Source organism: Mesorhizobium sp. P2_E10, from assembly GCF_056404235.1.
On record NZ_JBFUEK010000003.1, the window covers coordinates 460,008 to 474,433 of the forward strand.

At 63.1% G+C, this 14,426-nt stretch carries 9 protein-coding genes and 1 tRNA gene; 8 read left to right on the plus strand and 2 right to left on the minus strand.

What is annotated here, in order from left to right; translation table 11 throughout:
* The first annotated feature begins 188 nt into the window (after positions 1-188).
* The 6 genes from glgX (at position 189) to AC1D0N_RS11140 (ending at position 9,699) form a co-directional block, all read left to right on the plus strand.
* Entirely contained in the window at positions 189-2,192 is a 2,004-nt protein-coding gene (gene glgX, locus AC1D0N_RS11115; protein WP_477243689.1) for a glycogen debranching protein GlgX, read from the plus strand.
* Positions 2,192-3,820 (plus strand): beta-galactosidase BglA, encoded by a 1,629-nt coding sequence (gene bglA / locus AC1D0N_RS11120; RefSeq protein WP_477243691.1) that lies wholly within the window; start codon positions 2,192-2,194, stop codon positions 3,818-3,820. The genes glgX and bglA overlap by 1 nt, the downstream gene beginning before the upstream one ends.
* 448 nt (positions 3,821-4,268) lie before the next feature.
* Positions 4,269-5,861, plus strand: a complete 1,593-nt coding sequence (locus tag AC1D0N_RS11125; protein WP_477243693.1) for a peptide ABC transporter substrate-binding protein — start codon at positions 4,269-4,271, stop codon at positions 5,859-5,861.
* A 163-nt stretch (positions 5,862-6,024) separates the two neighbouring features.
* Positions 6,025-6,948 carry an ABC transporter permease subunit gene (locus tag AC1D0N_RS11130; RefSeq protein ID WP_477243694.1) on the plus strand — a complete coding sequence of 308 codons (924 nt, stop codon included), beginning with the start codon at positions 6,025-6,027 and terminating at the stop codon, positions 6,946-6,948.
* A complete protein-coding gene (locus AC1D0N_RS11135; protein ID WP_477243696.1) occupies positions 6,941-8,062 on the plus strand; it encodes an ABC transporter permease in 1,122 nt (373 codons plus the stop codon). The genes AC1D0N_RS11130 and AC1D0N_RS11135 overlap by 8 nt, the downstream gene beginning before the upstream one ends.
* Positions 8,063-8,079: 17 nt before the next feature.
* Positions 8,080-9,699 (plus strand): ABC transporter ATP-binding protein, encoded by a 1,620-nt coding sequence (locus tag AC1D0N_RS11140; protein WP_477243698.1) that lies wholly within the window; start codon positions 8,080-8,082, stop codon positions 9,697-9,699.
* A 38-nt stretch (positions 9,700-9,737) separates the two neighbouring features.
* Here AC1D0N_RS11140 and AC1D0N_RS11145 read toward each other — a convergent pair whose 3' ends face one another.
* Both AC1D0N_RS11145 and AC1D0N_RS11150 read right to left on the minus strand, forming a co-directional pair.
* Positions 9,738-10,082, minus strand: coding sequence for a hypothetical protein (locus tag AC1D0N_RS11145; protein ID WP_477243700.1), 345 nt, complete (start codon positions 10,080-10,082; stop codon positions 9,738-9,740).
* Between the two features lie 218 nt (positions 10,083-10,300).
* Positions 10,301-10,377: transfer RNA gene (locus tag AC1D0N_RS11150), tRNA-Pro, on the minus strand.
* A gap of 201 nt (positions 10,378-10,578) precedes the next feature.
* Here AC1D0N_RS11150 and AC1D0N_RS11155 point away from each other — a divergent pair.
* Positions 10,579-12,099, plus strand: a complete 1,521-nt coding sequence (locus AC1D0N_RS11155) for a phosphomannomutase/phosphoglucomutase (protein ID WP_477243702.1) — start codon at positions 10,579-10,581, stop codon at positions 12,097-12,099.
* An 11-nt stretch (positions 12,100-12,110) separates the two neighbouring features.
* Entirely contained in the window at positions 12,111-14,348 is a 2,238-nt protein-coding gene (locus AC1D0N_RS11160) for a mannose-1-phosphate guanylyltransferase/mannose-6-phosphate isomerase (RefSeq protein WP_477243704.1), read from the plus strand.
* The last annotated feature ends 78 nt before the right edge of the window (positions 14,349-14,426 follow it).

The window sequence follows — 14,426 nt, forward strand, 5'->3', positions numbered from 1 at the left end:
CCATGCCGTAACATCAAGGCGTTGCCCCAGTGCAGAATTCTGCTCCGCCGCGCTCTTCGTTTAAGGTCACGGCATGGATCCCAGGGTCTCCGCGACGGAGCTTCGCTCCTGCTTCGCCCTAGGATGACGAAGTCGGGAAAGCCTAGGCCAATCTCCAACGTTTTCAAAACCCGACAAGCCTCGCACCCGTGACCCAACTCGGCGCCACCATCACCCCGGAAGGCATTCGCTTTGCCGCCTGGTCATCGTCGGCGCGGCGTCTCTGGGTCTCGATCTTCGACGGTGCGGGAAGCCGCGAGATTGACCGGGTTGAACTTCAGCCGGAAGGCGAGGGCGTCTACGCGCTTTTCGTTGCCGGCCTTGCCGCGGGCACCAGATACGGGTTCCGCGCCGATGGCGACTATGCGCCGGGGCGCGGGCTGTGGTTCGATCCCGACAAGCTGCTGGTCGATCCCTATGCCGTCGAGATCGACAGGCCTTACGCCTATGACTGGCGGCTGACCCAGCGCCGTGGCGAGGGGGCCGACACCGCCCCGTTGCTGCCGAAGGCGATTGCCAGCGCTTTGCCGATGCCGCAGCCAGCCTTGCCGCCGCTGTTCCAACCGGGCGGCCTCGTCTACGAAGTGCCGGTACGCGCCTTCACCATGCTGCATCCTGATATCCCGGAGCAGCAGCGCGGCACGATTGCAGCGCTTGCCCACCCTGCCATCATCGAGCATCTGAAAAGGCTCGGCGTCAGTGCGGTGGAGCTGATGCCGGTGACGGCATCGATCGACGAGCGGCACCTGCCGCCGCTCGGCTTGAGCAACGCCTGGGGTTACAATCCCGTCACCTTCATGGCGCTCGATCCGCGCCTTGCGCCCGGCGGCCTGGCCGAATTGCGCGAGACGGTCGCCGCGCTGCGCGTCGCCGGCATCGGCACCATCCTCGATCTCGTCTTCAACCACACTGGTGAAAGCGACAGGCTTGGCCCGACGCTGTCGCTGCGCGGGCTCGACAACCGCGCCTACTATCGGCACGAGGCCGGCAACAGGCTGGTCAACGACACCGGCACCGGCAACACGGTTGCTTGCGATCATCCGGTCGCCCGGGAAATGGTCCTCGACACGCTTCGTCACTTTGTCAGTTATGCCGGCGTCGATGGGTTCCGCTTCGATCTCGCGCCCATTTTGGGCCGTGTCGAGGGGACCTTCGACGCCGACGCGCCGCTGCTGCAAGCCATGCACAACGACCCCGTCCTGGCCGATCGCATCCTCATCGCCGAGCCCTGGGACATCGGGCCGGACGGCTATCGGCTCGGCAATTTTCGTCCGCCTTTCCTCGAATGGAACGACAAATACCGCGACGACATCCGCCGCTTCTGGCGCGGCGATCGCGGCATGGTCGGCGCACTCGCGACAAGGCTGGCTGGCTCGTCGGACGTGTTCTCCAGGGATGGCCAGCAGACCAGCCGCTCGGTCAATTTCATCGCCGCCCATGACGGCATGACGCTGGCCGACCTGGTCGCCTATGAGCGCAAGCACAATCAGGCCAATGGCGAGCAGAACCGCGACGGCCACAACGACAATTTGTCGTGGAACAACGGCGTCGAAGGGGAGAGTGGCGACGCGGCTGTCGCAACAGCCCGGTTCGATGACCAGCGCGCCCTGCTGGCCACGCTGTTTGCCTCGCGCGGCACGATCATGCTGACGGCTGGCGACGAATTCGGCCGCACGCAGAAGGGCAACAACAACGCCTACGCGCAGGACAACGAGATCACCTGGCTCGACTGGGCTGGCCGCGATCAGGCGCTGGAACGCCATGCCTTTGCGCTTGCCGCGATGCGTCGTGCCGCCCCGGCGCTCTCGGACACGCGCTTTCTCAGCGGCCAGCCGGCTACGGGGACGGACATACCGGACGTTGCCTGGCTGATTGAAACCGGTGCGCCGCTCGATGAGGCAGGCTGGCACGACCCGGAGCGGCATCGTCTTGTCATGGTGCTTGGCGGCGCCAGCGACGGCGATGGCCGCCTTGCCGTCATCTTCAACGGTGATCGCCGGGCCTGTGTTTTCACCCTGCCGCCGCGCGACGGATTTTTGTGGACTGCGGCGCCAACCGACGCTGCCGACATCGCACGGCCGGTGCCGGGGCGAACGGTGATGTTCAGGATCGAACGCAAGGCCGGGCAGGCTGGCGCGAAGGAGAGACTTTAGTGACCGACAACAATGCGCAGTGGTGGCGCGGCTGCGTCATCTACCAGATCTACCCGCGCTCCTATCAGGACACGACAGGCGACGGCGGCGGCGATCTCAGCGGCATCACCTCGAGGCTGGCTCACGTCGCCTCGCTTGGCGTCGACGCGATCTGGCTGTCGCCCTTCTTCAAGTCGCCGATGGCCGACATGGGCTACGACGTCTCCGATTATTGTGATGTCGATCCGATGTTCGGCACAATTGACGATTTCGATGCGCTGGTCGCCGAGGCGCATCGGCTCGGCCTGAAAATCATCATCGACCAGGTGCTGTCGCATTCCTCGGACAAGCACGAATGGTTCGTCGAAAGCCGCGCCAGCCGCGATAACCCCAAGGCGGACTGGTATGTCTGGGCCGACACAAGGCCTGACGGCAACGCCCCCAACAACTGGCTGTCGGTGTTCGGCGGCCCGGCCTGGGAGTGGGATTCGACGCGCCGGCAGTTTTACATGCACAATTTCCTCGCCTCGCAGCCGGACCTCAATTTCCACAATCCCGAGGTTCAGGACGCGCTTCTGGAAACGGTGCGGTTCTGGCTGGAGCGGGGTGTCGACGGCTTTCGGCTGGATACGGTCAACTATTACGTCCATGACCGCTGGCTGCGCAGCAATCCGCCGCTGGCGGCGAGCGTTGCCGGCACCAACACCGAAACCAACACCTACCTCTATCAGGAACATCTGTTCGACAAGACGCAGCCGGAAAACCTCGGCTTCCTCAGGCGCTTCCGGGCGCTGCTCGACGAGTATGAGGGCCGTGCCGCCGTCGGCGAAATCGGCGACGAAGGCCGTTCGCTGCAGACGCTGGCCGCCTACACCTCCGGCGGCGACACGCTGCAAATGTGCTACACATTCGACCTGCTCGGTCAGCAATTCTCGGCGGCTCATGTGCGCGGATGCGTCGAGGCATTCGAGGCGGCTGTTGCTGATGGCTGGGTCTGCTGGGCGTTTTCCAATCATGATGTCGTTCGCCATGTCAGCCGCTGGACGCGGCCTGGTGGCGACCCGGACACCGTAGCGAAGTTCTCCATTGCGCTTTTGTCCTGCCTGCGCGGATCGATCTGCCTCTATCAGGGCGAGGAACTAGGGCTGGAGGAAGCGGAACTCGCCTTCGAGGATTTGCGTGATCCGTTCGGCATTCGCTTCTGGCCGGGAATCAAGGGCAGGGACGGTTGCCGCACGCCGATGGTCTGGGAGGCGGGCGCCGAAAATGCCGGCTTCTCCTCGGGCAAGCCGTGGCTCCCAGTGCCGGAAGCCCATCGCGCCCGTGCTGTCGATGTGGAGAATGGCGAGGAGGCGTCCGTGCTCGCCGCCTATCGGGCGACGCTTGGGCTGCGCAAAGCACATCCGGCACTGGTGGACGGCTCGATCAGCTTTCTCGATGCAGAGGGCGATGTCCTTGCCTTCATCCGCGAAGGCGGCGGCGAACGACTGCTCTGCGTCTTCAATTTTGCCGACGAGCCGGCCAACTGGCCATTGCCATCTGATCTGGCCGCCATAGATAGCATTGATCTTGGCGGTGCCGGTGCGGTGTTGCAGGAAGGCGGGCTCGCGCTGCTGCCGCTGGGCTGCTTCCTCGGACGGGCCAGCTAGCCAGTTCCGCGGCGATTTGGTGAACGTCGCTGCTTGCCTCGATCCGTATCGTAATGCAACCATGCCGGGCAGAAGAGTATCGAAAGACGGCACCTGCAGGGTAATCGATCGCCGGTGTCGCCGAGGCTGTTGGCCTGCAAACGTCAACTCGAAGCAGGGCTTTTGGCATTCGTGGGCGTGGTGCGGCGAATGCCAAAACAAGTGGATCAACCGGAAGATGCAGGCAGTTGAAAGATTGCGTTTAACTTTAGCCTTTGCTGTTTTAGCGCGCAGCTACTCACTTAACGTCAAGCAGGGGGCGGTTGAAATAAGATTTCCGTCTGTCTAGTCTCCTGCCACCAGCTGCCGGAAAGGGAACCGGCGGTGCGCTCAAAGGGGCCAGATATCGGTTTCGGGGCGTCAACACTCGAAAGGCGTGGCTGATGGCCGTGCCACAGGGAGAAACTTCATGCTGAAAAACATGCTGAAGGCGACAGTGTTCGCCACAACCATCACCTTGGCTGCCGGGACGTTCTATACGCCGGCCTTCGCCGAGACCGTCTACAACCGTGGCACCGCCGCTGAATCGGAGTCGGTCGACCCGCACAAGACCTCGACAGTTTACGAAGCCAATGTCTTGCGCGATCTGTTCCAGGGCCTGGTCATGCAGGACGAGAAGGCGAACCTCATTCCGGGCGCTGCCGAGAGCTGGACGGTTTCCGATGACGGCACCGTCTACACCTTCAAGCTGCGCAAGGACGGCGCCTGGTCGGACGGCAGCCCGGTGACCGCAGAAGACTTCGTCTACGCTTTCCATCGCCTGGAAGACCCGGCCACGGCCGCCGAATACGCCTCGATGCTTTATCCCGTGAAGGGAGCCGAGGACTTCAACACCAAGAAGGGCAAGCCAGAGGATATGGGCGTCAAGGCGATCGACGCGACCACCCTTGAGGTGACGCTGAAGGCGCCGACGCCTTACTTCCTCGAAATGCTGACCCACCAGGCGACCTATCCGGTCAACAAGGCCTCCATGGACAAGCTCGGCGCCGACTGGATCAAGCCGGGCAATCTGGTCTCCAACGGCGCCTATACGCTGGCCGAGTGGGTCCCCAACGACCACATGAAGCTGGTCAAGAATCCGAAATTCTGGGACGCGGCGACAGTCAAGTTCGACGTCGTCAACTACATCCCGACCGAGGACCGCTCGTCGGCGATGAAGCGTTTTGAGGCCGGCGAACTCGACAGCTATGACGATTTGCCGACCGAACAGCTGGCCGACTTGAAGACCAAGTTCGGCGATCAGATTCACGTCGGACCGTATCTCGGCACATACTATTATGCGATCAAGACCGACAAGGCGCCGTGGGACAATCCTGAACTGCGCACCGCCATTTCCATGGCCATCGACCGCGACTTCATCGCCGAGAAGGTCTGGCAGAACTCGATGCTGCCCGGCTATTCGATGGTGCCTCCAGGCATCGAGGGCTACACGCCGGCCATGGCCAAATACGCCGACATGTCGCAGATCGACCGCGAGGACGCTGCCAAGAAGATCCTCGAGAAACTCGGTTATACGCCCGAGAAGCCGTTGAAGATGGAGATCCGCTATAACACTTCGGAGAACCACAAGAACACGGCCGTCGCCATCCAGGAACAGTTGAAGCCGCTTGGCGTCGAAGTCACGCTGCTCAACACCGACACCAAGACCCACTACTCCTTCCTCGAGCAGAAGGGCGACTATGACGTGGCGCGTGCCGCCTGGATCGCCGACTACAAGGATCCGGAAACCTTCCTCGGCATCTCGCGCAAGGCGAGCGGCAACAACTATTCGGACTACAACAGCCCGGCATACGAGGCGGCCATGGACAAGGCAGCTGCCGCAGGCGGCAAGCCCGAAGAGCGCATGAAGGAACTCTCTGAGGCCGAGCGCATCCTCATCGACGACGTCGGCCAGATCCCGCTTCTCTACTACAGCTACCACGACATCGTTTCTTCGAAGCTGCATGGCTTCGTCGACAATGTGATGGACGTGCATCCGTCCCGCTTCGTCAGCAAGGACTGAGTTCCTTGGCCGAGCCGCCGCCCCCTTCGGGCGGCGGCTCCGGTTTGCCGTCGCTTCGGCCCGAACTTCGGAATCGACTTTCGGAAAGCACGAAGCGAAGATTTGAAGCGCTGGAGCTTGCTCGTCCAACTGGACGCGTCGCTCCACGTCAAGCGGGGCACCGATGCTGCGTTATGTATTCAGGCGGCTTCTGACCGCCATTCCGACGCTATTCGTCATTGTGACCATGGCGTTCTTCCTGATTCGCGTCGCGCCGGGCGGCCCCTTCAACCAGGAGCGGGGCCTGAGCCCCGAGATCAGGGCCAATCTTGAGGCGCAGTTCGGTCTCAGCGATCCGCTCTGGCTGCAATATGTCCACTATCTCGGCAATCTGCTGCGCGGCAATTTCGGCCCCAGCTACAACATGCCTGACTTCACCGTCGGCGAACTGTTTGCCAAAGGCCTGCCGATATCGATCCAGCTTGGCGCCTCGGCGCTGATCCTGGCGCTGCTGCTGGGCAGCGTGCTCGGCACCATCGCCGCGCTCAACCAGAACAAGCTGGGTGATTATGCGGTGATTGCGCTGGCGACCGCCGGCAGCACCATCCCGACCTTCGTCATCGCACCGGTGATCCAGCTCGTGTTCGGATTGACCTGGAAGCTGTTGCCGATCGGCGGCTGGGGCGACGGCGCCTTCCTCAACAAGATCGGCCCGATCCTGACGCTCGCTCTGCCGCAGATCGCCATCGTTGCCCGCCTGATGCGCGGCTCGATGATCGAATCGCTGCGCTCAAACCACATCCGCACCGCGCGCGCGCTCGGCCTGTCCGACTGGTCGGTGGTCGTTAAACATGCGCTGCGCGGCGCCGTCCTGCCGATCGTCTCCTTCACCGGCCCGGCGGCGGCGGCATTGCTGACCGGCTCGATCATCGTCGAGACGATTTTCTCCGTTCCCGGCGTCGGCCGCTATTTCGTCGATGCCGCGCTCAACCGCGACTACACGCTGGTGATGGGCACGGTGGTGGTCATTGCGCTGTTCACCATCCTCTTCAACCTGATCGTCGACGTCATGTATGCCGTCGTCGATCCGAGGGTGCGCTATGACTGAGATCGCAGCCACCGCTCCGGCCGTTATCGGGCGCTCTTTGTGGGGCGACGCCTGGGCGCGCCTCAAGGCCAATCGCGCCGCCATGTTCAGCCTCTACTATCTTGCGGTAATTGCGGTCGTCTGCGTGTTCGGCCCCCTGTTCGTGCCGCACCAATACACAACGATCTATGCCGACTATGTGCGCATGCCGCCGAGCTTCTCGGCCTATCCGAAAGCCGACATGATCGAGACCGCGCTCAATGAGGCGATCAAGCGCATGCGTGTCGACATCAAGGAGTGGAAGCAGGAGGGCAATCGCGTCTTCGTCACCGTCACCTCGTCCAAGCCGCTCGACGACCGCAACATCCGCTATCTCGATCGTTCCGACGCCTTTGACGACACCAAGATCGAAACCAAGTCGCCCGACGGTCTCGAAGTGACGATGAGCGCGGCGATCAAGCAGCAATACTTCCTGTTCGGCACCGACAACACCGGCCGGGACATGCTTTCGCGCACGCTGATGGCCGGGCGCATCTCGCTGGCCATCGGCCTGCTTGCCGGCGTCGTCGCCGTGGTCATCGGCGTCCTCTATGGCGCCGCGGCCGGATTTTCCGGCGGCAAGATCGACGAGGTGATGATGCGCATCGTCGACGTGCTCTATTCCTTACCGTTCATCTTCTTCGTCATCATGCTGGTGGTGTTTTTCGGCCGCAACTTCGTGCTGATGTTTTTGGCGGTGGGGGCGGTGCTGTGGCTCGATATGGCGCGCATCGTGCGCGGACAGGCGCTGTCGATCCGCCGCCAGGAATATGTCCAGGCGGCCGAGGCCATGGGCGTCGGCCAGCGCGGCATCCTGATCCGCCACGTCATTCCCAATCTGCTCGGCCCGGTGGTGATCTACATGACGCTGCTGGTGCCGCAGGTGATTATCCTGGAAAGCTTCCTGTCCTTCCTCGGCCTCGGCGTGCAGGAACCGATGACCAGCTGGGGCGTGCTGATATCGGTCGGCGCCAAGAACATCGGCACCGCCAACTGGCTGCTGTTGTTTCCGGCCTTCTTTCTCGTCTCGACTTTGTTTGCGCTGAACTTCGTCGGCGACGGCCTGCGCGATGCGCTCGACCCGAGAGATCGATAAAGATGGGGATCGCAGAGATGAAAACTCCCGAAACGATCCTCAGCGTCAAGGATCTGCGCGTCCGCTTCCGCACGCTTGATGGCGCGGTCGAAGCGGTCAAGGGCATCAACATCCACGTCAAAGCCGGCGAAACCGTTGCCGTGGTTGGCGAATCCGGCTCCGGCAAGAGCCAGACGATGATGGCGGCGATGAGCCTGCTGGCCTCGAATGGCGAGGCATCAGGCAGCGTCGACTATCGCGGCCGCAACCTTCTGACACTGAGCAAATCCGACCTCAACCAGGTGCGCGGCCGCAAGATCAGCATGATCTTCCAGGAGCCTATGACCTCGCTCGATCCTCTCTATTCGATCGGCAACCAGCTGATCGAACCAATCCGCCGGCATCGCGGTCTTGGTGCCGCCGAGGCGAGGGAAGAGGCGCTCAAGCTGTTGCGGCTGGTGCACATCCCCGATCCCGAGCGGCGGATGAAATCCTATCCGCACGAAATGTCGGGCGGCCAGCGCCAGCGCGTCATGATCGCTATGGCGCTCGCCAACGATCCCGATATCCTGATCGCCGACGAACCGACGACGGCGCTCGACGTCACCATCCAGGCGCAGATTCTGATGCTGCTCGCCGAACTGCAGCGCAAGCTCGGCATGGCAATCGTCTTCATCACCCACGATCTCGGCATCGTCCGCCGCTTTGCCGACCGCGTCTACGTCATGCGCTACGGCGAGGTGGTCGAGGAGGGCGAGGCGCAGGCACTATTCGCCAACCCGCAGCATGCCTACACCAAGATGCTGATTGCCGCCGAGCCGACCGGCACCAAGGCGCCACCGCCGGCCAACGCGCCTGTCCTGCTCGAAGGCCGGAATGTCGAGGTCACCTTCAGGATCGGCGGCGGTTTTCTCGCCGGAGAGCCGCTGATGCTGCGGGCGGTCGACCATATTTCGATCCGGCTGCAACGCAACCAGACCATCGGCATCGTCGGCGAATCCGGTTCGGGAAAATCGACGCTCGGTCGCGCTCTGCTCAGGCTTCTGCCTAGTGACGGCGTCATCCGTTTCGGCGACCGCGATATTTCCGGCGCCGACCGCCAGGCGATGCGGCCGCTGCGGCGCGAATTGCAGCTGGTCTTCCAGGATCCGTTCGGCTCGCTGTCGCCACGCATGACCATCGGTCAGGTCATCACCGAAGGGCTTCTGGTGCACGAGCCGAGCCTGTCCGGCAAGCAGCGCGATCTGCGCGCGGTCGAGGCGCTGCTCGAGGTCGGGCTCGATCCCAATTCGCGCAACCGCTATCCGCACGAATTCTCTGGCGGCCAGCGCCAGCGCATCGCCATTGCGCGCGCGATGATCCTCAAGCCCAAGGTGGTGGTGCTCGACGAGCCGACCTCGGCGCTCGACCGCTCCGTGCAGAAGCAGATCGTCGAACTGCTGCGCAAGCTGCAGGCCGACCACGAACTGTCCTACCTCTTCATCAGCCACGACCTAGCCGTCGTCCGCGCCATGGCCGACTACATCATCGTCATGAAGCAAGGCAAGATCGTCGAGGAGGGGCCGACCGAGGCGATCTTCAGCAATCCGCAGGATATCTACACGCAGACGCTGATGGCGGCAGCGATCGACGTTACGCGGTTTAGGTTGAGTGCCTGAGGCAAACGGCGACAGCCAGGCGTTCTGGCTGTGTCAGCTCATTCCGACGATGCCTGGCATTTGCGGGCTCTGACGGCCGAAATGGCCTCTTGCTGCTGCTTCAGCCGTTCGATCCTGGCCGTTTCGCGATCGGCGACGGCGGTCTTGACGCGTGTGCCGCCCCAGAGCCAGCCTGGCACGCTGGTGTTCGCGACCTTGCCGCGACTGATGGCCGTTTGTGAGATGTTGCGGGCGATGCTTCCCACTTCGTTGTTGAGCTCGACGCAGGTCATCGTGTCGTATTTCGCCGGATTGACCGCTCCGCCTATAGACGAGCAGCCGCCGACAGCCAGCAGGAGGAGCAAAAGAGGGAGCGGCAACCGTGCCGTCGGAATCAACTGCATGTCGGCAACCTCACTCCAGCACCGCTATTTCGATGCTGATCATAGTGTCGAGGTAGAGCAGGCTATCGTTTCGTCAAAAGCGACCCGCGCTGTCAAGTGCGAGCTGGAATGCGGCAGCAGCAGATGCTGCGCGGCTGACCTTGGCCTGCCAGTATCAACCAAAACATTTTCCAGGAGATCGCGGTTTTTCGGGAGAACAGCTAAGTCGCTGTTTTTTCTGGTCGGAGTGGCAGGATTTGAACCTGCGACCCCATCGTCCCGAACGATGTGCGCTACCAGGCTGCGCTACACTCCGTGACCAGACCGCGGGCTTATAGCCGCCGTACTTCGTTCCTGCAAGCGCCAATGGCAGCGCTTCTGTCGCATTTCGTCCGCTTTCGTCGGGCATTGCCGCAAAGGCCGGATTTCCTCCCCGGGATAAACCCGGCTTAAAGCCTTGTGTGCTAAGCCGCTGCCTCGATAGATCGTATTTCCGCCGCTCTGGAGCTCTGCAGTCTTGCCCCTGAAAATCGTTGGCGACGCCCGGCACAACACCTTCGAATTTGAAACCTCGGCGCTGATCAAGGCGTCCGGGTTTCGCGAATATGACGCCCGCTGGTGGTTCGGCCATCCGGGTTCGGAACTGCCGCCTCAGCTCAATCTGATCGGCGTCCAGGCGCTTGGGATGGGGCTCGGCACGCTGATTCGGCGCCTCGGTGCCGGGCCCGACATCGTCACCGGACATGATTTCCGCTCCTATTCGCTTGGTATCAAGCTGGCGCTGGTGTCCGGGCTGATGGCCGCCGGCGCGCGGGTCAGGGATATTGGCCTGGCGCTGTCGCCGATGGCCTATTTCGCCCAGTTCGCGCTCGATGCCCAGTCGGTCGCCATGGTCACCGCCTCCCACAACGAGAACGGCTGGACCGGCGTCAAGATGGGCGCGGCACGTCCGCTGACCTTCGGTCCGGAAGAGATGGGCGCGCTGAAAAAGATCGTGCTTGCCGGCGACTTCGACCTTGTCGGCGGCGGCTCCTATGATTTCGTGTCCGGGTTCCGCGAGAACTATCTCGACGACCTGACTGCGGGCAAGCGCATCTCGAGACCGCTGAAGGTGGTCGTCGCCTGTGGCAATGGCACCGCCGGCGCTTTTGCGCCGGAAGCGCTGGCGCGGATCGGCTGCGAGGTCATTCCACTCGATGTCGAACTCGATCACACCTTCCCGCGCTACAATCCCAATCCCGAAGACATGCGGATGCTGCATACCATTCGCGACAAGGTGCTGGAATCCGGGGCCGATGTCGGCCTCGGCTTCGACGGCGACGGCGACCGCTGTGGCGTCGTCGACAATGAAGGCGATGAGATCTTCGCCGACAAGGTCGGCGTCATGCTGGCGCGGGATATTTCGCGGCTCCACCCGGGCTCGACCTTCGTCGTCGACGTCAAGTCGACCGGATTGTTCAACACCGACAGCGTGCTGCGGGAAAATGGCGCCGTCACCGACTACTGGAAGACCGGCCACTCCTACATCAAGCGCCGTGTGGCCGAACTCGGTGCCATCGCCGGCTTCGAGAAATCCGGCCACTTCTTCTTCAATCCACCGGTCGGGCGCGGCTATGACGATGGCATCGTCACGGCGATCGCCATCTGCCAGATGCTGGATCGCAGCCCCGGCAGATCGATGGCCGATCTCTACCACGACCTGCCACTGACCTTCGGCACGCCGACCATGTCGCCGCACTGCCCGGACGAACTGAAATATGGCGTGGTCGAGCGGGTGGTCTCCGACTTTCAGGCCATGAAGAAGGACGGCGCCGTCTTCGCCGGCCAGAAGATCGCCGACCTCATCACCGTCAATGGCGTGCGTGTCGTGGCCGAGGACGGCACCTGGGGGCTGGTGCGAGCCTCATCGAACGAGCCGTCGCTTGTCGTGGTGGTGGAGAGCCCGGTATCGTCCGAGCGCCGCTGGCAGATGTTCGAAGCCGTCAATGCCGTGCTGCGCCGCAGCCCGGAAGTCGGCGCCTACAACCAGACCTTTTGAATGGGCACTTCATGACCGAGCGTATCGTCAGTTTTGTCATGAGTGGCGGCGTCGGCTCGCGGCTCTGGCCACTGTCGCGCGAAGACAACCCGAAGCAATTCCATGACCTGTCGGGTGACGGCTCGATGCTGGTCAAGACGTTGCGCCGGCTGACGGACAGGCCCAGCGGCGAAACGCCGATCTTCCTGATCGCCTCGGAGCGGCATGCCGAGCGCGTTCATGCCGACCTCGCCGGTATCGACCTGTCCGGAGGCGGCCCGCTGTTCGAGCCGACCGGTCGCAACACTGCCGCAGCGGTGGCGCTGGCGACGCTGCGCACATTGTCCGACTTTGGCGACAGCCTGGTGCTGGTGGTGCCGTCCGACCATGAGATATCAACGGCGCGGCAGTTTTGGCAGAGCGTCGAAGCCGGAAGCGCGGCGGCGCGCGCGGGCCGGCTGGTGGTGTTCGGCATCAAGCCGACCCAGCCGGAAACCGGTTACGGCTATATCGAGGTCGCTAGCGAGAGGGATGGCGTCTTCGACGTGTCGCGTTTCGTCGAAAAGCCCGATCGTGCAACGGCGCAGGATTATCTCAAGGCTGGAAATTTCTACTGGAACACCGGCATCTTCCTTTTTCGCGCCAGCGCCATGCGCGACGCTTTCGCCGCCTTTCAGCCGGATATCTGGAACACGACCGAGGCGGCCTACAAGGCTGCGACATCGGACCTGTCCGGCCTCTACATGCCGCTGGAACTCTATGCCGCCATCCCGTCGAACTCGATCGACTATGCGATCATGGAGCACGCCAAGGGCATCGCGATGGTGCCGGCCGGCTTCCGCTGGAACGATCTTGGCTCCTGGCAGTCGCTGCTCGATGTCGGTCCCTCCGACAGCGCGGGCAATGTCATCGTCGGCGACGTCGTCGCCATCGATTGCGAAAACTCCTACATCCGCAGCGACGGCCGGCTGTTGTCGGCCATCGGCATGAAAGACGTCGCCATCGTCTCGACCGCAGACGCCACCTTCGTCGCCCCGGTCAGCCACAGCCAGCACGTCAAGAAGATCGTCGAGCAACTGGAAAAATCCGGCCGGCTGGAGACCCGATTCACGCCGGCGCATGACCGCGTCATCGAAAGCGGCGCCTGGCGCCGCCGCGTCCATCACTGGCTGTTTCAGGAGACCTTGCCACTCTGGTCGACGGTCGGCGTCGATGAGCGCCATGGCGGTTTCCACGAGGCACTAGGTTTTGACGCCACGCCGCTGATGAAGCCCAAGCGCATGCGGACCCAGGCCCGCCAGATCTATGCCTTCGCCGTCGCCAAGGAACGCGGCTGGGACGGTCCCGCCGACCGGCTGATCGGCCACGGCATCGACTTCATCGCCAGCAAGGGCCGCACCGGCAGGGGCGGCTGGGTGCGCACGCTCCATGTCGATGGCAGCGTCGCCGACGCCACGGAGGATGCCTACGATCATTCCTGCGTGCTGCTGGCGCTGGCGCACGCCCATATCTCGGGCAATCCGGATGCGCTGCGGCTTGGCGAGGAAACCTTCGCCTTCCTCGACACGCATCTCGAGGACAGCCGCATGACCGGTTTCCTCGAGACATCGGACGGCGAGGGCGAACGGCGTTCCAACCCGCACATGCACCTGCTCGAAGCTTTTCTGGCCTGGCACCAGGCGACTGGCGAGCGCACCTATCTGCGTCGCGCCGCCCGCATCATCGATCTGTTCCGCAGCCATTTCTTCGACACGGAAAGCTGGACGCTCGGCGAATACTTCGACGCCGAATGGAAACCGGCGGCTGGCGAAAAAGGCTCATGGACGGAGCCCGGCCACCATTTCGAATGGGCCTCGCTGCTGGTCGATTTCGCCGCGCGCAGCGGCCAGAGCGAGCTGGCCGGCTTTGCCCGAAAACTCTACGCCTCGGCCATCGCCAACGGTCTCAACCGCGCCACCGGTCTTTCCTATGGCGCCGTCTCGCGGCAGGGCCTTCCGCTCGACCTGATATCGCGCAGCTGGCCGCAGGCCGAGGCAGTGAAGGCAGCGATTGCGCTGGACGGCGCGGGGGGACCGGACCTCAAGCCCGAGATCGAGGCCCGTGTCGGCCGGCTGTTCCGTTGGCACATCGACCCGGCGCCGCTCGGCCTGTGGATCGACCGCATCGACGAACGCGGCCGCTCGCTGGCGTCAGACGTACCCGCCAGCATCTTCTATCATCTGGTCTGCGCGCTGACGCAGTATCTGGATGGGACGGCCAGCAAGGGGTGAGACGCTGAAGCTGCCAATCTCCCCCCTTGCGGGGGAGATGGCCGGCAGGCCAGAGGGGGTCGGTTCGACTGGACGCGA

Excerpts from the sequence above, each read along its gene's own strand:
- AC1D0N_RS11125 (WP_477243693.1), top strand. The coding sequence starts at position 4,269 with ATGCTGAAAAACATGCTGAAGGCGACAGTGTTCGCCACAACCATCACC.
- AC1D0N_RS11130 (WP_477243694.1), top strand. The coding sequence starts at position 6,025 with ATGCTGCGTTATGTATTCAGGCGGCTTCTGACCGCCATTCCGACGCTA.
- AC1D0N_RS11135 (WP_477243696.1), top strand. The coding sequence starts at position 6,941 with ATGACTGAGATCGCAGCCACCGCTCCGGCCGTTATCGGGCGCTCTTTG.
- AC1D0N_RS11140 (WP_477243698.1), top strand. The coding sequence starts at position 8,080 with ATGAAAACTCCCGAAACGATCCTCAGCGTCAAGGATCTGCGCGTCCGC.
- AC1D0N_RS11145 (WP_477243700.1), bottom strand. The coding sequence starts at position 10,082 with ATGCAGTTGATTCCGACGGCACGGTTGCCGCTCCCTCTTTTGCTCCTC.
- AC1D0N_RS11160 (WP_477243704.1), top strand. The coding sequence starts at position 12,111 with ATGACCGAGCGTATCGTCAGTTTTGTCATGAGTGGCGGCGTCGGCTCG.